Genomic DNA, 18,941 nt, shown 5'->3' on the forward strand with positions numbered 1-18,941 from the left:
GGGAGGCGCGATGCGGTCGTGGGCCGGTGTCCTGGATGAGCAGCATGGTCAGGTTTCCGAGGCGGGGCCAGGGGTGGAAGGCGAGGCGAGCGGGATGCGCGCCCGCCAGGGGCGATGGCGGTCTGCGTCCCGGCGAGACCGCGGGACAGCCCGGCCCTGGCGCGCGTCTGCGGCGTGCGACGGATAGGGCTTGATCGCCGCCGCGGGCGATGCATGGTCGGGTTGCGGTGGGGCCGTCATCTCAATGCCTGCGATGCGACTTCGCGAGGCCGTCGGCATGCGCGGCCTCCAGCCAGAACTTCAGCACCAGCGTCACCAGCGCCAGGCCCGCGAGCAGCGACGACACCGCGAAGGCCGCGGTGCTGTCGAACTCGTTGTAGAGGATCTCGATGTGCAGCGGCAGGGTGTTGGTCAGTCCGCGGATGTGGCCCGAGACCACCGACACCGCGCCGAACTCGCCCATCGCGCGCGCGCCGCACAGCAGCACCCCGTACAGCAGGCCCCACCTGATGTTGGGCAGGGTGACGCGGAAGAACATGGTCCAGGCGTTGGCGCCGAGCGAACGCGCCACCACCTCCTCCTCGCTGCCCTGCTGCTGCATCAGCGGCACCAGCTCGCGCACGACGAACGGGAAGGTGATGAACAGCGTCGCCAGCACGATACCCGGGCGCGCGAACAGGATCCGGATGTCGTGTTCGCGCAGGAGGCCGGCGAACCAGCCCTGCGAGCCGAACAGCAGCACCAGGCACAGGCCCGCGACCACCGGCGAGACCGCGAACGGCAGGTCGACCAGGGCCAGCAGCGCGCGCTTGCCCGGGAATTCGAAGCGCACCAGGGCCCAGGCGGCGGACACGCCGAACACCGCGTTGACCGGGATCACGATCGCAGCGGTGATCAGGGTGAGGTGCAGCGCCGAGACCGCATCGGGCGTGGTCAGCGCCGCCCACCAGGTGGCGAAGCCCTCGCCGAAGGCCGAGACCAGCACCATCAGCAGCGGCAGCACCACCAGCAGCAGCATCACCAGCACCGCGCCACCGACCAGCGTCCGGCGCAACCAGGCAGGCGTCTGCAATCCCGGGTCGTGGGAGGGGTCAGCCATCGCGGCGACTCCTGCGCTCGTGCCGGAACAGCAGCGGGATCAGGTTGATCGCCAGCAGGCACGCGAACGAGGCCGCCAGCATCACCGCCGCGAGCGCGATCGCGCCGTCGTAGTCGTATTCCTCGAGCCGGATGGTGATCAGCAGGGGCGCGACCTCGGTCCGGTAGGGCCTGTTGCCGGCGATGAAGATCACCGAACCGTATTCGCCCAGGCCGCGCGCGAAGGCGAGCGAGAACCCGGTGAGCAGCGCCGGCAGCACTTCCGGCAGCACCACCCGGCGCAGCGTGGTGAAGCGCGAGGCGCCGAGCGAGGCCGCAGCCTGTTCCTGGTCCTGGCCGAGCGATTCGAGGATCGGCTGCACCGTGCGCACGGTGAACGGCAGGCCGATGAACACCAGCGCGATCACGATCCCCGCCAGCTGGTAGGCCACCTGGATGCCGAGCGGTTCGAGAAACCGGCCGACCCAGCCGTTGGGCGCGTAGATCGCGGTCAGGGCGATGCCGGCCACCGCGGTCGGCAATGCGAACGGCAGGTCGACCAGCGCATCGAGCAGGCGCCGGCCGGGGAACCGGTAGCGCACCAGCACCCAGGCCACCATCGCGCCGGCCAGCAGGGCGATCACCGCGGCGGCGAACGCGGTACCGAAGCTCACCTTCAACGCCGCCTGCACGCGTCCGTCGCGCAGCACGTCCATCCAGCCGTCGGGGCCGAGCCCTGCGGCGTGGACGGTCAACGCGGTCAGCGGCAGCACCACCACCACGCCGAGCCAGGCCATGCCCAGACCCAGGCTCAGGCCGAAGCCGGGCAACGGGCGCCGCCAGCGCGGGCGTGGCAGGGGCAGGGCGAGCGTGCTCATCCGGGTGCGTCTGCCCGGTTCGTGGGATGGTGGTCGCTGGTGCCGAGGGCGGATCCGACAGGTCTCGCGGCTGGCTCGAACCTCTTCTGGGCGGGCTCGATCAGTTGCACGGCGGGTTTGATCCGATTCATTCCGGATCCTCGATGCGGCCTTCTCCCGCTTGTGGGAGAAGGTGGCCCGCAGGGCCGGATGAGGGCCGGTGCCGGTGGCGCTTCGCGCACCCGGCGCGACCGCGGAGCACCCTCATCCGCCTTCGGCACCTTCTCCCGCAAGCGGGAGAAGGAAAAGCGTCCGAGCGGGCGGGGGGACGAAAAGCGCTGGAGCAGGCGGATGGAAGGACGGCACTCACGCCGGTTGGAGAAGGAACTGCGCGCCTGTGGGCCGGAGAAGGAATGGGGGGCGGACCTGAGGACCCGCGAGCGCCAGGGCGCGATGGTGTCCGGAACGCGCGCGATCGACGCACCCGGGCCACCCGCGTGACCCCGGCGTTTCGCGCGCGAGCGGTGGAGGCGTGCGTGCGTCATCTGGGCTGGTAGATCCGGTCGAAGAAGCCGCCGTCGGCGAAATGCAGCTCCTGGGCCCTGGCCCAGCCACCGAACGCGCCATCGATGGTGACCATCGGGATCTGCCGGAAATGGGCGATGCCCGTCGCGGGCACGGAGGCCGGTCGCGACGGACGGCAATGATGTTTCGCGGCCAGGCGCTGCCCTTCTGGCGCGTACAGGAACTGCAGGTAGGCCAGCGCGACCTGCCGCGTACCATGCCTGTCGACATTCGCATCGAGCACCGCCACCGGCGGCTCGGCCCGGATGCTGAGGCTCGGGTAGACGATCTCGAAGCGGTCGCGGATCGCCGGATCGGCGAGCGCCAGCAGCGCCTCGCTTTCCCACGCCAGCAGGACGTCGCCGATGCCGCGCTCGATGAAGGTGGTGGCCGCGCCGCGCGCGCCGGAGTCCAGCACCCGCACGTTGCCGAACAGCGTGCGCAGGTAGTCGAGCACGCGTGGTGCCTGGCGGTACTCCTGCGAGGCCCAGGCCCAGGCGGCGAGGTAGTTCCAGCGCGCGCCGCCCGAGGTCTTCGGGTTGGGCGTGATCACGCCGATGCCGGACCCGGCGAGGTCGCCCCAGTCCCGGATCCGCTTCGGATTGCCCTTGCGCACCAGGAACACGATGGTCGAGGTGCAGGGCGCGCTGTTGTGCGGCAGGCGCTTCTGCCAGTCTCCGGAGAGCAGGCCGGCGTGGGCTGCGATCGCGTCGATGTCGCCGGCCAGGGCCAGGGCGACGACATCCGCATCGAGCCCGTCGATCACCGACCGCGCCTGCTTGCCCGAGCCGCCGTGCGAGGTGCGGACGATCACGGTCTGCCCGTGTTCGGCCTGCCAGCGCTTCGCGAACGCGGCGTTGAACTCGGCGTAGAACCCGCGGGTCGCGTCGTAGGAGACGTTGAGCAGTTCGATCTCGTCGGCGGCAGCGTTCCCGCTCGTGGCTGCGAGCGCGGCGAGCAGGAGAGCGGCAACATGCTTGGCTGGGCAGCGCATGGGATGACCGAAGAAGGGAGTTGCGGACCGGTCGCGCGAGCGGACCGGCGCCGGTCAGCGCGTGTCGCGGGCTTGCGCGGAGCAGCGGCGTGCGTGGCGGCGATGCGTCTGCGGCGGCGCGGGCGGGCCGCGACCGCCTCAACCACGGGGATGCGCGTCAGGCGCCGGTCCGCGCGCCCTCGATGCCGGCAAGCCACTCGTCGTCGGACCCCTCCAGCAGGTTCGCGAACAGAGGTGTGGAGAAGTAGCGCTCGCCGGTGTCGGGCAGGGTCGCGAGCAGCACCGCGCCTTCCGGCGCGTCGGCCGCGACCTTCAGCGCCGCGGCGACGGTGGCGCCGGCGGAGATGCCGACGAACACGCCTTCCTCGGCGGCGAGCCGGCGCGCGGTGTCGATCGCCTCGTCGTCGGTCACCAGCACCAGCTGGTCGTGCACGGTGCGGCTCAGCACCTCGGGCAGGAAGTCCGGGGTCCAGCCCTGGATCTTGTGCGGGGTCCATTCCTTGCCGCCGAGCAGCGAGGCGCCGGTGGGCTCGGTGGCGACGATCTTCGTTTCCGGGCGCGCGACCTTCAGCACTTCGCCCACGCCGGTGATCGTGCCGCCGGTGCCCCAGCCGCTGACGAAGTAGTCGAGGCGCCGGCCGGCGAAATCGCGCAGGATCTCGGCCGCCGTGGTCTGGCGGTGGTAGGCCGGGTTGGCGGGATTGGTGAACTGCGAGGCCAGGAACCAGCCGTGGCGCTCCGCCAGTTCCTTCGCCTTCTTCACCATGCCGCTGCCGCGTTCGGCGGCGGGGGTGAGGATCACGCGGGCGCCGTAGGCACGCATCAGCTTGCGGCGCTCGATCGAGAAGGTCTCGACCATCACCGCCACGAACCGGTAGCCGCGCGCGGCCGCGACCTGGGCCAGGGCCACGCCGGTGTTGCCGCTGGTCGCCTCGACGATGGTGTCGCCGGGTGCGAGCAGGCCCTTCGCCTCGGCATCGAGCACGATCGCGAGCGCCAACCGGTCCTTGACCGAACCGCCGGGGTTGAACGACTCGGCCTTCGCGTAGAGCGTGACGTGCGCGGGCGGCAGCCGGTGCAGCTTGACCACCGGGGTGTTGCCGATGGTGTCGAGGATGTTGTCGTAGAGGGCCATGGGTGCCTCGGGGTGATGAAAGCGAAGGGGACCTGGAAGGGGCGTCAGGCAGCATGCGCCAGCGCGGCGGCATCGCCCAGCGGCGCAGCGCCGAACCAGTGCAGCCTGCCGGCCAGTGCGGCGACCTCGCCGACGATCAGCAGCGCGGGCGCCTGCACGTCATGCAGACGCGCAAGCCGGGGCAGGTCGGCCAGGGCGCCGGCGACCACCCGCTGCTCGGGGCGCGATCCGTTCTCGACCAGGGCGAACGGGGTATCGGGCGCGCGGCCGTGCGCGATCAGCTGCATGCGCACCGTCTCCAGCCGCGCCACGCCCATGTAGAACGCCAGCGTCTGCCGCTCCTGCGCCAGCGCCGGCCAGTCGAGGGTGTCGCCCGAGTCCCTGGCGTGCGCGGTGACCAGGCGCACCGACTGGGCGTGGTCGCGATGGGTCAGCGGGATCCCGGCGTAGGCCGCGCAGGCCGCCGCCGCGGTGATCCCGGGCACCACCTCGTAGTCGATGCCGGCGGCGCGCAGCGCCTCGAGTTCCTCGCCGCCGCGGCCGAACACGAACGGATCGCCGCCCTTGAGCCGCACCACGCGCCGGCCGGCGGTGGCGTGCTCCACCAGCAGGGCGTTGATGTCGGCCTGCGGGGTGGCGTGGTGGCCGGCGCGCTTGCCCACGGCGATGCGCTGCGCGTCGCGGCGCGCCAGTTGCAGCACGTCCTCGCTGGCCAGGCTGTCGTGCAGGATCACGTCGGCTTCGTTGAGCAGGCGCAGCGCGCGCAGGGTCAGCAGGCCCGGATCGCCGGGACCGGCGCCCACCAAGGCGACCCGGCCGCGCGCAGTCGTGCTGTGGCCGTCTTCCGTGAGCGCGAGATCGAAGGCGCGTTCGGCCTCGATGTGGCGACGGCTGCGCAGCAGGCCCTGCAACGGACCCGCCAGCAGTCGCTCGAACGCGCGCCTGCGTGCGGCCGTGTCCGGCCAGCGCGCGCGGATGCGCTCGCGATGCCGGGTGAGCAGGGCGGCGAGCGCGCCGAAGGATTCGTCGAACCGGGTCTCCAGTTGTTCGCGCACCAGTCGCGCCAGCATCGGTGCGCCACCGCCGCTGGAGATGGCGATCTGCAGCGGTCCGCGCTCGACCCGCGCCGGCAGGTGCACCCGCGCCAGCGCCGTGTCGTCGACCACGTTCACCCAGACGCGACGCGCTTCGCCGGCCTCGGCCACCGCGCGGTTCACCCCGGCATCGTCGGTGGCGGCGATCGCCAACCAGGCCTCGTCCAGCCAGGCGGGCGTGAACTCGGCCGGCAGGTGTTCCACTTCGCCGGCCGCGGCCAGGACCGCCAGCGCCGGATCCAGCGTCGGCGCCCCCACCACGATCCGCGCGCCGGTGCCCAGCAGCGCCTCCACCTTGCGCGCTGCGACCGCGCCGCCGCCCACGACCACGACCGTCCGCTCGCGCAGGTCGGCGAAGAGCGGGAACAGCCGATTGCTGGCGGGGGTCTCGGGCATTGGGCGCAAGGCGGGTTGTCGGAAGGCGACGCTAGCGAGTGCAGGGGCGGCGGTGGAAATGGCGACCGGTGCTGCGCTTATGCCGCGATGGCATAAGCGGCCGGCCACGCCGCATGGACAGCCCCTGCGACCGTGGCTATGATGCGACCATCCATCTTTCAATCGGGATGGAAAGATGAAGTTGCGGCGGAAACCAGTGCCGCGTGGACGCCCGGCATGACCCTCACCCAACTGCGCTATCTCGTCGCGATCGCCGACTCCGGGCTCAACATCACGCTCGCGGCCGAGCGCGTGCACGCCACCCAGCCGGGCCTGTCCAAGCAGCTCAAGCAGCTCGAGGACGAACTGGGCTTCCAGCTGTTCGTGCGCAAGGGCCGCAGCCTCGAAGGCATCGCACCGGCCGGCGAACGCGTGATCGAGCATGCGCGCCGGATCCTGGCCGAGGCCGCCAACATCCGCAGCTACGCCGCCAACGAACGCGGCGAGTACAGCGGCCGCCTGCTGCTGGCGACCACCCATACCCAGGCGCGCTACGTGCTGCCGCCGGTGATCGCCGCGATCCGGCGCGAGTTCCCGCGGGTCGACGTCGACCTGCAGGCCGCGAGCGACGCCGAGGTGCTGCAGCTGCTGCACGATGGCGCCGACCTGGCGCTGATCAGTACCGCCGGTTCCACGCCCGGTGGCGGCCTGGCGGTGCCGCTGTACGGCTGGCGCCGGGTGCTGCTGGTGCCGGCCTCGCATCCGCTGGCCGCGCTGCGGCGGGCGCCCACGCTGGCGGAACTGGCGCAGCACCCGCTGATCAGCTACGAATCCTCGACCCGGGCCGATTCCTCGATGCGCCGCGCCTTCGCCGCGGCCGGGGTCGAACCGCAGATCGCGATGACCGCGCGCGACGCCAACCTGATCAAGACCTACGTGCGCGCCGGGCTCGGTGCGGGACTGCTCGCCGAAATGGCGGTCGGCCCGCGCGAGGACGAGGACCTGCGGATCCTGCCGGCGCCGACGCAGATCCCGGACTGCATCACCTGGGCGGTGGTGCCGCGTGGCCGGGTGCTGCGCGAGTACGCGCTGGCGCTGCTGCATGGCGTGGCTCCGCAGCTCGATCGCCGCGACCTGCGCCGCGTGCTCGAGGGCAACCTCGACGCCGACTGGCCGACGCCGCCGAGCTGGCAGGAACTGAGCCAGTCGATCACCGTGTGACGGCCGGCGCGATTGCGCCGGCGCCCGGATGTCAGTCGCTCACCGCCGAGATGTACGCGCCGGTGTCGACGATCTGGAAGGTGTCGTTGTCGACCCGCCGGACCGGACTGCCGTCGTCGAGCGTGTAGACCAGGCGCGCCGCGCCGTGGTCCTCGTGTTCCTCGCCCTGCTGCGGCGATTCCACGCGCTGGATCACCTTGTGCCGGTTGCCGGACTCGTCCTGGGCATAGAGGATCTGGGTCATGCGGGACCTCCGTGGAAAGCTTGCGCCACGCTAGCGCCCGCGGGGAAGGGAGGCGTGAAGAATGCGGCGGTGGGGTGTTAACGGCGGCCGAGCAAGGCGCTTCATTGGCGAGGCGCGCGGCGGCGCGTTCGCCGTAACGCCGTTCTGGTTGCGTCGGGCGCGGCTCGATCGAAAAACGCCGCACATCCTGTGCGGCGCCCTCCGGGTCTTGCCGGTTCTGCTCTCTTCACGAAAAGAGAGTGAAGCATTGAGGCGCAACTGGGTGGTGGTGCGCTTCGTCACCGGGGCCCCGTCGTTCAGGCGTCGCGCGACGGGGTGCGCCAGCGTGGTCCCGGGAGCGGGGCGCCGTCTGGCGGCGGGCCGCGGTGGCAATACAGCCAGGCGTCCACGCCGTGCTCCGGCAAACGCACCACCCGGCGCACATAGTCGGAGTTCGCCTCGTCCGCCGGATCGCAGGCTTCGTACAGGTCGAGTTCGGCGATCAGGCCGGGATCGAGGATGCGGTGCACTTCGCCTTCCACCCGCCCCGCGCCCGGTACCAGGGTCGGGTAGCCGCCGAGGTCGTAAAGACGGCCGTCGACCGTGGCGTCGCCGACGTATGCCGCGCGTGCGGACAGGGCGAAGCGCGCGTGCGCGGGTTCGCCGCGCATCAGCGTGCCGTAGAGGAACAGGTGCCCGATGGCGGAGGCATCGGCGGGATCGTGCATTGCGATGTTCCGGTCCGGATGGCGTCGATGTTCGCACGCGCCGGGCCGGATGCGATTCCCGCAGGGCCGTCAAGACGCATGCGCCTTGCCGCATCGCCTTCACGCGTTCCACGCGCGCGGCGTGTCCACACTGCGCAACTTCCACGTGCACGGAGCGAGCCCCATGGCGACACGCAAGCAGGAAATCGAACATCTCGCGAAGCTGATGAACAAGATCGACATCGCGATGCTGACCACGATCGGCAAGGGCGGGCACCTCGTGAGCCGTCCGCTCTCGACCCAGTGCGCGACCTTCGACGGCGAGCGCGTGTGGTTCATGAGCGAGGCCGATACGCCCAAGGTCGGCGAGATCCGCCGCCAGCCCAAGGTCAATGTCGCCTACGCGTCCAAGGACGCCAATACCTATCTTTCGATCGCCGGCGAGGCGCGCGCGGTGCGCGACCAGGCGCTGATCGACCGCTTCTGGAACGATGCCATGAAGGCGTTCTTCCCCAAGGGCAAGGACGATCCGAACGTGATCCTGATCGAGGTCGCGGTCGACACCATCGAGTACTGGGACGGCCCCGGCAGCTGGCTCGGCAAGGCGCTGACCTTCGCGGTCGCGCGGGTGACCGGCAAGGAAGAGGTGATGGGCGAGAACCGGATCGTCGACCTGCGCAAGCGCACCAGCCGCAAGCCGCCGTCGAGCGAGGATGCGCCGAAGAAACGCGCCACGAAGCGGTCGTCGAAGCGGTCGACGGCCACCGGCACCGCGAAGAAGGCGGGCGCGAAAAAGGCAGCGACGGCGCGTTCCGGAAAGACCGGCCCGGCGAAGCGGGCGGCCACCAGAAGTGCGCCCGGCGCGAAGAAGAAGACGGCAGCCGCGAAGAAGACGGCGTCCGCGAAGTCCGCCTCGAAGCGGGCGTCGAAGCCGGCGAAGAAGTCCACGAAGAAGCCCGCTTCCTCCCGACGCTGATCGTGGTCCCGCAGGGGACGCCTGCCCGGCGTGCCCCGTCGCGCGAGGTGGCGACTAGGCCGCAGCGCCCGGTCGACGCAGGCACTTTCCGCGCCCGCCGGTGGGCGCGGAACTCAGGCGTCGTGGCGCTCGCGGATCGCCTGCAGCCGTTCGCGGTAATACAGCGCGTCCGCGGGTTCGATGTCCGCGCGTGCCGACAGCCAGTCGCCGGCGTCGCGCAGCACCTGCGCCGCGTCGCCGCCGCCCGATTCGAGCGCGGTATCCACGCGGTCCAGTTGTACCAGCACGTCGTCCCGGGTCGTCTTCGCCATCGCCTTGCCTCGCCTGGATGCGGATGGCGACAAGCTGCCGCGCGCGGCGTGACAACCGCGTCGTCGCCGGGGCGCAGGCGGCTCAGGGCTGCGGTGCGGGCCCCTTGCCCGCGGAGGAGGCCTGCGCGTCGCGGTGGTACACCGCATCCCGGAACACCTTGTGCAGGTCGGTGCCGCCGGGCGGGACGTACTGGGTGAAGAGGACGGCGACGATCTCGTGCTCCGGATCGACCCAGAACAGGGTGTTGGCATAGCCGTCCCAGAAGAACTCGCCGACCGCGCCCGAGGCCTCGCCTTCGTGCGCCGGCGGCGAGTGGCGCACCGCGAAGTCGATGCCGAAGCCGACCTGGCCCTTGCCGGGCAGCCAGGAACGGTCGGTCACGTCGGCCGACAGGGCATCGGTCGCCATCAGCGCCACCGTGTCGGCCGCGAGCACGCGGGTGCCATCGAGGCTGCCGCCTTCGACCAGCATCCGTCCGAAGCGCATGTAGTCGTCCAGGGTGGATACCAGCCCGTAGCCGCCCGGCGCCATCGGCCATTCCCGGTAGGCGTTCGCGAGCGCGGTGTCGTCGGGCAGCCGTTCGAAGCCGTCGCCGGCGATCTCGTACATCGCGGCCATCCGCCCGCGCCGTTCCGGCGCCACGTGGTAGCCGGTGTCGCCCATCCGCAGGGGCTCGAGCACACGCTCGCGCACGAGTTGCGCGAACGGCTTGCCTGCGAGCACTTCGGCCAGGCGCGCCTGCACGTCCACCGAGATCCCGTACAGCCAGCGCGTGCCCGGCTGGTAGGCGAGCGGCACCTTCGCAAGTCGCTTCGACATTTCCTCCAGGCTGATCTCGCGCGTGTCGATCTGCGCGTCGCGGTACAGCTGCGCCGGCCTGTCCTGCTCGAACGCGGCCGGGAATCCCGCGGTATGGCGCAGGATGTCGCGCACCAGGATCGGCCGCTGCGGCGCAACCAGGACCGGCTGGCCATCGGCGTCGTCGTCCGCGTACACCTGCACGTCGGCGTACTCGGGCAGATAGGTCGCCAGCGGTTCGTCGAGCTGGAACTTTCCTTCCTCGTACAGCGACATCAGCACGACGCCGGTGACCGGCTTGGTCATCGAATAGACCTGGGCGAGCGTGTCGCGCGCCATCGGCCGGGCGGCCTCGCGGTCGGCCATGCCGAACGCGCCGAAGTACGCTTCCTGTCCGCGTTCGTACACCAGCGCCGAGACGCCGACCGCCGAGCCCTCCTTCACGAAGCGCCCGAGCACGTCGTCGATGTGCGCCGCGTCCACCAGGGCCGGTCGCGGTTCTGGCGCCGAAGGCGTGGCGTCGGACGGCGCGGTTGTCGGCGCGGGCTGGCATGCGGCCAGCAACAGGCCGAGTCCGGCGACGAGGAAGGACTTCATGCGGCAACTCCGTGGGCGGGGGCGGCGCGAAGCCGCAGGCGCGTCAGAGTATGCCCACGCGCGCATCGCGCTTCCCGCTGCAGTGCAGCGCCGCCACCGGCGCAGATGGGTGCATCGGCAACCATTGCGTGATGCGGACATCGGCGCATTGCGCAGGCGCACGGTCGCGGAAACAATGACGCATCGCGATGCGGGTCGTCGCGCACGCACGGAGACGCGATGGATTGCAGCAGGGCGGTAGCGGACGACGGCAAAGGGCGGGCGGCATGACCGGGCCACGCATGCTCGGCGTCGCGTTGTGCGGGCTGGGCAGCCTGGGCGAGCACCAGATCGCGCCCGCCCTTCGGAAGACGCGGTACTGCCGCCTGGCGGGGCTGGTCAGCGGCACGCCCGCCAGCGTGGCCCGGTTCCAGGACCGCTACGGCGTGCCCCACCGCAGCGTCTACCGCTACGACGACATGCACCGCATGGCCGACGATCCCGCGATCGACATCGTCTACGTGGCCACGCCCAATGCGCTGCACGCCGATCATGCGATCGCCGCCGCGCGGGCCGGTAAGCACGTGTTCTGCGAGAAGCCGCTGGAAGTGTCGGTCGAACGCTGCCAGCGGATGATCGACGCCTGCCGCGACGCCGGCCGCCAGCTGGGCACCGCGTACCGCTGCCAGTACGACCCGCACCACCTCGAGTGCATCCGCCTCGTGCGCGAGCGCGTCTTCGGCGCGCCGATCGTGGTGCAGGCCGGGTTCTCGATCGATGTCGGCCGCGCCGGCCAGTGGCGGCTGCGGCACGCGCTGGCCGGCGGCGGCGCGCTGATGGACGTGGGCATCTATGCGCTGCAGGCCACGCGCTACCTGACCGGCGAGGAGCCGGTCGAGGTCGGCGCCATGGAGACGAAGACCGATCCGGTGAAGTTCGCCGAAGTCGACGAAACCATGGCCTGGACGGCGCGCTTCCCCTCCGGCGTGCTCGCGCACTGCAGCACCAGCTACCGTGGCGCCGGCATCCAGGGCCTGCGGGTCAATGCCGAACGCGGCTGGTTCGAACTCGACCCCGCGTTCTTCTACGACGGCAACCATGGGCGGCGCAGCGACGGCGTCGGGATCCGCTATCCGCCGATCGACCTGTTCGCCGCCGAGCTCGACGACTTCGCCCTCGCCATCCTCGAAGGACGACCGGCCCGGGTGCCGGGCGAGGAGGGGCTGCGCGACGTGCGCATCATGGAGGCGATCTACGCCTCGGCGCGCAGCGGAAGGACCGTCCGCCTCGACCGGTGACCGGCGCGCGGCCGCGCGATCAGTGCGCGGCCGCGGGCAGTGCCCGCCCGCTCGCCAGCTCGTCCGACGACACCACCACCCGGTTGCGCCCGCGCAGCTTCGCCGCGTACAGCGCGTGGTCGGCCCTGAGCACCAGCCGTTGCGCGCGCGCCCCATGTTCGGGGAATCCGGCCACGCCGATCGAGAGCGTGGTCCGCATCGCCTGCCCGTCGGCGACCACGCGCAGCGATTCGAAGGTCGCGCGGATGTCCTCGGCCAGCGCCTCGGCCTCGGCCACCGTGGTGCCGGGCAGCATCAGCAGGAATTCCTCGCCGCCGTAGCGGCAGGCGATCAGGCCGTCGTCGCGCACGCGCTCGCGCAGCAGCCCGGCCAGCTGCCGGATCATCTCGTCGCCGGCGGGGTGCCCGTAGGTGTCGTTGATGCGCTTGAAGTGGTCGATGTCGATCAGCACCAGGGTCAGCGGCAGGCCCGCCGCGGTGCACGCCGCGAGCTCGCGCTCCAGCGCCTCGTCGAGGAAGCGCCGGTTGTGCAGGCCGGTGAGCGGGTCGCGCTGCGCCTGTTCCTGCAGCTGCGCCTGCAGCTTGGTGATCTCGGCCAGCTGCTCGCCCAGCTGGCGCCGGCTTTCGCGCAGCGAGACGCCGCGGCGGTAGGCGTCGTTGGCGAAGAACAGCAGGTAGGACGTGAGCAGCGCGATGCACAGCAGGCTGGTGTGCAGTTCGGTATGGGGCCGGAACGACAGGCCCTGGACCAGCGCCACCGCGGCCACCCCGGCGCCGACCGCCGCCATGCCCTTCCACAGCCCGGGCATGCCCATGAAGATCACCACGTTCACGCACACGCCGACGAACAGCACGAACGAGATCCACAGCGGCATGCCCCAGACGGCGATCCACGCCCCGAGCAGCACGCCGTCGATCAGCAGGTTCTGCATCTCCGCGCGCAGCGAGTCTTCCGCGCGCGCCGCGCGCCAGTACGCGAGTTGCGGATACGCCAGCAACTGCAGCACCAGCAGCGTCCACATCACCGGTCCGGCCTGCAGGTAGGCCAGGTGGGTGGCGAGCACCACGAATCCGAGCGCGAAGAACAGCGACCGGTAGCGCCGGTTCAGCGTGACCACCCAGTGGATCTTGCCAGCCTGCACCGCCTTCCCCTGTCCGACGTCGTTCGACCGGCGAAACGCCCGGATGTTCCGGGCGGACTCGCATTGTAGCGATGGCTCCCGGCGCCCCGGTGCATCCCGTGCGGGACGCCTGCCGTCCCTCGGCGGCGTGATCTCCGGCGGCGCGCGCCCGCGGCAGGTGCGAGTTCGCATCACTGCAAGGCCGGTGCCCGTTGCCGGGCGGACGCGAGCCGTATGATGGAGCTGCGGGTCGGAGCCGCAGGTCACGCTGGCGCTGCGGCCGCGCCTCCACCGCGATCGAGCGGCGCGCCGGGACCAGGCGCCGTGAACGACCTCACGCCTGCGGCCGCCCCCGCATCGAACCGGCAAGGCGCTCAGCCCCGCAGGCGCCTTGCGTTTGCGCGGACCCGCCGCTGGACCGGCGCCAGCCCCCGCGCGGCGATCCGGTCCAGGCCCGCCTGCAGCATCTGCGCCTGCCGCGCGGGCGAGGGCGCGCCCGTCATCCACGACAGTGCGAGCCGGGCCTGCAGTTGCCAGGCCTCGGTCCACATCGCGGCCCAGGACTCGACGAAGGCGACCTGCTTCTCCACGACCATGCCGTTGAACTCGCGCCGATCGCGCGCCGACGGCGACGCACCGGCAAGCGCCATCCGGGTCATGCGTGCGGAGGCGACCCTCTGCGCGGCGACCCCCAGTTCGGCCAGGCGCATGCCGTTCGAGAGGGCACGGATACCGTGCTTGCGGGAGCGGGCCATGCGGCGATCCATGAGAGGAGGGGGAAAAGGCACAGGGCAGCATCCCAGCGGCCGCGCGAGGATCGCGCGAAGGCGTCGCGGCGCGGCGACGACCGCTACCATGCACGCATGAAGACAGTCGCCGCCCTGCTCGTCCTGTGCCTGGCCCTGTGCCTGGCGCCCACCGCCCGGGCCGAGGGCCAGTTCCGGGTGCTGGTGGTCGCCGTGCCCAACCGCTACCACCACGACTACGCCGTAGTCGCGCAGCCGCGTTTCGAGCAGATGGCGCGACGCCACGGCTTCGACCTGGACTGGGCATGGAACACGGCCCACTTCGACGGCGACCTGTCGCCGTACCACGCGATCGTGCTGCTCAACACGCCCGGCGACGAACTCGCCCCGGCACAGCGCGGTGCGCTGGAGCGCTACGTGCGGGCTGGCGGTGGCGTGGTCGCGGTGCACCGCGCGCTGATCTTCAACCCGCCCGGCGACTGGCCCTGGTTCGAGAAGCTGGTCGGCCGTGCGTTCCGCATCCATCCGGTGGTGCAGACCGCCACGGTCCGGGTCGAGGATCCCGGTTTTCCCGCCACCTTCGCACTGCCGCGGCGCTGGATCTGGAGCGACGAGTGGTACGAGTTCGGGCCGCCGCTGGTCGAGGGCCTGCGTACCGTGCTGTCGGTGGACGAGACCAGCTACGATCCGACGCGCATCTGGCCCGGCCAGGTCGCGCACGGCATGGGCGACGCGCATCCGGTGGCCTGGTACCACGCCTACGACGGCGGACGCGTGTTCGCCACCGCGCTGGGGCATCCGCCGGCGGCCTACGACGACGCCACCTACCTGCAGCACCTCTACGGCGGCATCTGGTGGGCGGCGACGGGCCGCGGGGTCATCGCGCCGGCGGACTGATCTCCGTGTCGCCGGCGGCGGCCTGCGCCTGGCGATCGCGCACCCAGCGCATCTGCTCGCGGAAGGTGGCGGTCCAGTAGCGGTCCCGATGTTCGGCGAGGAAGGCGAGCAACTGCCCGTGCGCCTGGTTGCTGATCGACAGGTGGTCGCCGCCGATGCCGTGGAAGGTGAAGTTGATCATCGTGCCCAGGCGCCCGGCCTCCTCGACCAGTGCGATCAGTTCGGCGCCCGACATGTCCACTGGCACCGTCACCGGCACCGCCGAGCGGTCGAGCGCCTGCATGTCGGGGATCGCGGCGCCGCCGACCAGCTTGATGCCGAGGAACAGCGGCGCGACCGCGTCGATGTAGTTGCCGTCGCTGGCGAGCCGGTCGCCGCAGGGCGCGGTGTAGGTGAACTCGGTGCTGCCGTCGATCGCGTGCAGCATGGCGTTGGCCAGTTCCACCTGCGCGCGCATCTGCGCCACGGTGGTGGCGTCGAGGTCCTGCTCCGGTTGCACCCACTCGCGGCCCGGGCCCTTCGCCGAGCACTGGTGGAACAGGCTGTGGTTGCCCAGTTCGTGCCCATTGCGCGCGGCGGCGCGCCAGTCTTGCAGGCGCTCGCGCACGGTGTCCGCACCGAGGGTCAGGTAGAACGTGCCCTTCAGGCCGTGGCGGTCGAGCGCGGGGATCGCGTTGTCCAGTTGCGACGGCACCGCGTCGTCGTAGGACAGGCTCACCGCGGCGCGCTGACCCCCGGGCCACGCGAACGACGCGGGTTGCGCGGCGCAGGCGAGGCTGGAGAGGAGCAGGGCGCCGCAGACGGCGAATCGGAAATACGGCATTGAAGTCCCCCGGGCGCTGTGTGCGGTCGCCATGGTGCCGCAATCGGTGCGGTGCGCGAAGCGGGCATTGCGCGCGGTGAATCGGGCCGGTCGGGGGCGTGGCACGCCGGGGAAGGGGGTGCCTACCGGGTGCGCTTCGCTTGCCCGGGCTACGCCGCATCACATCGGTCCTAGGCCGTACCCGGGGGCGGCGTGGCCGGTTCCGCAACGGCGTGGTGCCGGCTATGGTGGCGGGCCCCGCAGGATCCGCAGCGCCTTTGACCATCGATCACCGCCGCGCGCAGCAGCGCGGCACCCGCGTGGCGTTCTTCATCCCCGGGTTCGTCGTCGCCACCTGGGCACCGCTGGTGCCGTTCGCGAAACTGCGCGCGGGCCTCGACGACGCCACGCTCGGCCTGGTGCTGCTGTGCCTGGGCCTGGGGTCGCTGGTGGCGATGCCGCTGGCCGGCGCCCTGGCCGCGCGCCAGGGCTGCCGGCGGGTCATGCTGGCCTCCACCGCGCTGATGCTGGCGGCCTTGCCGCTGCTGGCGTGGGTATCGGACCCATGGCTGCTGGGCGCGGTGTTGCTGCTGTTCGGCGCCGCGATCGGCGCGATGGACTGCACGATGAACATCCAGGCGGTGGTGGTGGAGCGCGAAGCCGGGCGTCCGATGATGTCGGGATTCCACGCCTTCTACAGCATCGGCAGCCTCGCCGGCGCGCTGGCCGCGACCCTCCTGCTCGGTGCGGGCGCGGGCATTTTCGCGACGACGCTCGCGATCGCCTCCTGCGCGGCGCTGCTGTGCGCGGGTTCGGCCGGGGCGTGGCGAAGCGACCGCGCGCCGCGCGATGCGAAGGTGTTCGCCGTGCCGCGCGGCGTGGTGGTCGCCATCGGCGTGGTCTGCTTCGTGAGCTTCCTCGCCGAGGGCGCGATGCTGGACTGGAGCGCGGTGCTCCTGCACGAGGCCAAGGGCGTGGACATCGCGCAGGCCGGCTGGGGCTTCGTCGCGTTCAACCTCGCGATGACGGCCACGCGGCTGGCGGGCGACCGGCTGGTTGCCCGGCTGGGTCGCGCGCGCATCGTGCTCTCGGGCGGGCTGCTCGGTGGATGCGGGCTCGCGCTGGCCGTCGTCGCCCCGGGCCTGCACGCCGGGCTCGCCGGCTATGCCCTGTTGGGGGTGGGCTGCGCCAACATCGTCCCGGTGATGTTCTCGCTGGCCGGCGAACAGATGCGCATGCCGGAGCACCTGGCGATCCCGGCAGTGACGACCCTGGGCTATGCCGGGGTACTCGCGGGACCTGCGCTGATCGGATTCGCCGCCCACGGCACCTCGCTGGCCGTTGCCCTGCTGCTGGTGGCCGGACTGCTGGCGGCCGCGTCGGTGCTGGGCGCCCGGCTGGGGCGGGGCAGTGCACCGCGTTGAGACGCCAGCCGTGCGTTGTCACCAAGATTTCTCGATTCGGCAACACCGTCTTGACGATGCGCCCACTACGATGCGCGCCCCAGACGCAAGGTGTTTCGTCGATGAACGGCACGGTCCGGATCGAAGTGCAGCGCGACATCGAGGGTGGCTGGGCGGTCACCCGAGACCAGATCATCGACGGCTACTTCAGCGACATCGCCGCCGCCAACGATTACGCCAGCGCCTGCGCCCACCGCGCGCAGCGCGCCGGCATGGCGGTGGTGCTGAACACCGTTCCGGCCGACCCGCCGCCGCACATCGCGGCATGACCCCGGGGCCTCACCGCGCGACGCCGACGGTCACGGGCGGGGACGCCCGCCGGGCCCCGGGAAAAAAGGTGACGATCGCCGCCGCCGCCAATCCCACCAGCAGCGCGCCGATGTACATCCACGCGTAGCTGCCGTAGCGATCGAACAGCCAGCCTCCGGCCAGCGGACCCAGCGCCATCCCCAGTCCCGACAGCAGCGTCATCGCGCCGATCACCCCGCCGAGGATCCGCGGCGGGAACGCCTCGCGCGCGAGCGAGGCGTACAGCGGCATGGTGCCGCCGTACGCCAGCCCGAACACGAACGCCACCGCGTAGAAGCCGTCGGGCTCGCTGACCGCGAGATAGGACACCGCCGCCACCGCCTGCACGCACAGTCCCGCCACCAGGACCTGCCTGGCGCCGTAGCGGTCGCCGAGCACGCCGAACAGCAGCCGCCCGCCGAGCCCCGCCGCGCCCTCCATGCCGTAGATCGTCACCGCGGTGGTCACCGACAGGCCGCAGCCCACCGCGTAGCTGACCGTGTGGAAGATCGGCCCCGAGTGCGCGGCGCAACAGGCGAGGAACGCCAGTCCCAGCACGATGAAGGGCCTCGAGCGCAGCGCCTGCGCCATCGTCATGCCGTCGGCATCCTCGTCCGCACCCGCGGATGGCTGCGCCGCAGCCGGCAACGCGCGGACGAACCAGGCCGCCGGCACGGTCAGCGCCCATGCCAGCACGCCGACGATCAGCAGGGTCTCGCGCCAGCCGTAGCGCATGAGCAGCCAGGCCACCAGCGGCGACATCGTCAGCGGCGCCACGCCCACGCCGGCGGACACCAGCGACACCGCGAGGTTGCGCCTGCGTTCGAACGCCGCCGCCGTCGCAGCCATCACCGGCGCGAAGAAGCTCGCCACCGCCACGCCCAGCAGCACGCCGAACGCCAGCTGGAACTGCAGCAGCGTCGTCGCCCGGCTGGCCAGAACCAGCGCCAGCCCGAGCAGGATCGCGCCGGCCAGCACCACCACGCGCGGCCCGACGCGATCGCTCAGCATGCCCCAGCCGAATCCCGCGAAGCCGCTGACGAGGAACGCCAGCGTCATCGCCATCGACAGCCCCGTGCGCGACCAGCCCGTCGCAGCGCCCATCGGCTGCAGCAGCACCGCCAGCGAGAACAGCGCGCCGATGCCGACGCAGCCGAGCAACGCGCCGGCGGCGACCAGCGGCCAGTTGCGGTCGAGGCTGGCGGGGTCGGGCAAGGAACGAACGGGCATGGTGGGGCTCCGGCGGTGTCGTGGTCACGACGGGCGGCGGGGTCGGGTTTCGACAGCGACAGATCGGCGCGCGCAGGACCGGATCCAGCCACACGCGTCGGTAGAGCGCACGGCGCACCTGCACATCGCGCCCGGAGGATGCGTGCTGACCCTTGCCGCAACGGAGCGCAGCCGTTTTCCCTTGCGTT

The 18,941-nt window shown here is 71.6% G+C and carries 18 protein-coding genes and 1 pseudogene; 6 read left to right on the plus strand and 13 right to left on the minus strand.

What is annotated here, in order from left to right; all coding sequences use genetic code 11:
* Positions 1-241: 241 nt before the first annotated feature.
* The 5 genes from cysW to cysG form a co-directional block, all read right to left on the minus strand.
* On the minus strand, positions 242-1,099 hold the full coding sequence (cysW, locus tag FZO89_RS12070; protein WP_149103487.1) for a sulfate ABC transporter permease subunit CysW: 858 nt from the start codon (positions 1,097-1,099) through the stop codon (positions 242-244).
* Positions 1,092-1,955: a sulfate ABC transporter permease subunit CysT gene (gene cysT, locus FZO89_RS12075; RefSeq protein WP_149103488.1), complete on the minus strand. Its 864-nt coding sequence runs from the start codon at positions 1,953-1,955 to the stop codon at positions 1,092-1,094. Before cysT ends, cysW begins: the two co-directional genes overlap by 8 nt.
* A 520-nt stretch (positions 1,956-2,475) precedes the next feature.
* Positions 2,476-3,492, minus strand: a complete 1,017-nt coding sequence (locus FZO89_RS12080; protein ID WP_149103489.1) for a sulfate ABC transporter substrate-binding protein — start codon at positions 3,490-3,492, stop codon at positions 2,476-2,478.
* Between the two features lie 157 nt (positions 3,493-3,649).
* A complete protein-coding gene (gene cysK / locus FZO89_RS12085) occupies positions 3,650-4,627 on the minus strand; it encodes a cysteine synthase A (RefSeq protein WP_149103490.1) in 978 nt (325 codons plus the stop codon).
* A gap of 44 nt (positions 4,628-4,671) precedes the next feature.
* Positions 4,672-6,117 carry a siroheme synthase CysG gene (gene cysG, locus FZO89_RS12090; RefSeq protein ID WP_149103491.1) on the minus strand — a complete coding sequence of 482 codons (1,446 nt, stop codon included), beginning with the start codon at positions 6,115-6,117 and terminating at the stop codon, positions 4,672-4,674.
* A 216-nt stretch (positions 6,118-6,333) separates the two neighbouring features.
* On the opposite strand from cysG, the gene FZO89_RS12095 reads away from it, so the two are divergent.
* A complete protein-coding gene (locus tag FZO89_RS12095) occupies positions 6,334-7,317 on the plus strand; it encodes a LysR family transcriptional regulator (protein WP_149103492.1) in 984 nt (327 codons plus the stop codon).
* Between the two features lie 31 nt (positions 7,318-7,348).
* Here FZO89_RS12095 and FZO89_RS12100 read toward each other — a convergent pair whose 3' ends face one another.
* Positions 7,349-7,561: a hypothetical protein gene (locus FZO89_RS12100; RefSeq protein WP_149103493.1), complete on the minus strand. Its 213-nt coding sequence runs from the start codon at positions 7,559-7,561 to the stop codon at positions 7,349-7,351.
* 296 nt (positions 7,562-7,857) lie between these two features.
* Entirely contained in the window at positions 7,858-8,268 is a 411-nt protein-coding gene (locus FZO89_RS12105; protein WP_149103494.1) for a gamma-glutamylcyclotransferase family protein, read from the minus strand.
* A gap of 163 nt (positions 8,269-8,431) precedes the next feature.
* Between FZO89_RS12105 and FZO89_RS18865 the strand changes: the two are divergent.
* Positions 8,432-8,926: pseudogene (locus tag FZO89_RS18865) on the plus strand (pyridoxamine 5'-phosphate oxidase family protein); the annotation flags it as partial.
* A gap of 410 nt (positions 8,927-9,336) precedes the next feature.
* On the opposite strand, the gene FZO89_RS12115 reads toward FZO89_RS18865, so the two are convergent.
* Complete coding sequence (locus FZO89_RS12115) at positions 9,337-9,534, minus strand: hypothetical protein (RefSeq protein ID WP_149103496.1); 198 nt, start codon at positions 9,532-9,534, stop codon at positions 9,337-9,339.
* An 82-nt stretch (positions 9,535-9,616) separates the two neighbouring features.
* Complete coding sequence (locus FZO89_RS12120; RefSeq protein WP_149103497.1) at positions 9,617-10,930, minus strand: serine hydrolase domain-containing protein; 1,314 nt, start codon at positions 10,928-10,930, stop codon at positions 9,617-9,619.
* Between the two features lie 266 nt (positions 10,931-11,196).
* On the opposite strand from FZO89_RS12120, the gene FZO89_RS12125 reads away from it, so the two are divergent.
* The gene (locus tag FZO89_RS12125) at positions 11,197-12,207 is read left to right on the plus strand and encodes a Gfo/Idh/MocA family protein (RefSeq protein ID WP_187471137.1); all 1,011 of its coding nucleotides are present in this window, start codon (positions 11,197-11,199) and stop codon (positions 12,205-12,207) included.
* 19 nt (positions 12,208-12,226) lie between these two features.
* On the opposite strand, the gene FZO89_RS12130 is transcribed toward FZO89_RS12125, so the two are convergent.
* Together FZO89_RS12130 and FZO89_RS12135 are read right to left on the minus strand one after the other, a co-directional pair.
* Positions 12,227-13,348, minus strand: coding sequence for a GGDEF domain-containing protein (locus FZO89_RS12130; RefSeq protein ID WP_222928115.1), 1,122 nt, complete (start codon positions 13,346-13,348; stop codon positions 12,227-12,229).
* A gap of 353 nt (positions 13,349-13,701) precedes the next feature.
* A complete protein-coding gene (locus tag FZO89_RS12135) occupies positions 13,702-14,082 on the minus strand; it encodes a polyhydroxyalkanoate granule-associated phasin (protein WP_222928116.1) in 381 nt (126 codons plus the stop codon).
* A 108-nt stretch (positions 14,083-14,190) separates the two neighbouring features.
* On the opposite strand from FZO89_RS12135, the gene FZO89_RS12140 reads away from it, so the two are divergent.
* Positions 14,191-14,970, plus strand: coding sequence for a ThuA domain-containing protein (locus tag FZO89_RS12140; RefSeq protein ID WP_149103499.1), 780 nt, complete (start codon positions 14,191-14,193; stop codon positions 14,968-14,970).
* On the opposite strand, the gene FZO89_RS12145 is transcribed toward FZO89_RS12140, so the two are convergent.
* Positions 14,951-15,793: a polysaccharide deacetylase family protein gene (locus tag FZO89_RS12145; RefSeq protein ID WP_149103500.1), complete on the minus strand. Its 843-nt coding sequence runs from the start codon at positions 15,791-15,793 to the stop codon at positions 14,951-14,953. The two genes, FZO89_RS12140 and FZO89_RS12145, sit on opposite strands and share 20 nt — an antisense overlap.
* Positions 15,794-16,050: 257 nt before the next feature.
* On the opposite strand from FZO89_RS12145, the gene FZO89_RS12150 reads away from it, so the two are divergent.
* Complete coding sequence (locus FZO89_RS12150) at positions 16,051-17,196, plus strand: MFS transporter (protein WP_262378639.1); 1,146 nt, start codon at positions 16,051-16,053, stop codon at positions 17,194-17,196.
* A 101-nt stretch (positions 17,197-17,297) separates the two neighbouring features.
* Positions 17,298-17,504 carry a hypothetical protein gene (locus tag FZO89_RS12155; RefSeq protein WP_149103502.1) on the plus strand — a complete coding sequence of 69 codons (207 nt, stop codon included), beginning with the start codon at positions 17,298-17,300 and terminating at the stop codon, positions 17,502-17,504.
* A 10-nt stretch (positions 17,505-17,514) separates the two neighbouring features.
* Here FZO89_RS12155 and FZO89_RS12160 read toward each other — a convergent pair whose 3' ends face one another.
* Positions 17,515-18,753 (minus strand): MFS transporter, encoded by a 1,239-nt coding sequence (locus FZO89_RS12160; protein WP_149103503.1) that lies wholly within the window; start codon positions 18,751-18,753, stop codon positions 17,515-17,517.
* Positions 18,754-18,941 lie beyond the last annotated feature (188 nt).

The sequence above is a fragment of the Luteimonas viscosa genome (assembly GCF_008244685.1).
Classification (GTDB): Bacteria; Pseudomonadota; Gammaproteobacteria; order Xanthomonadales; family Xanthomonadaceae; genus Luteimonas; species Luteimonas viscosa.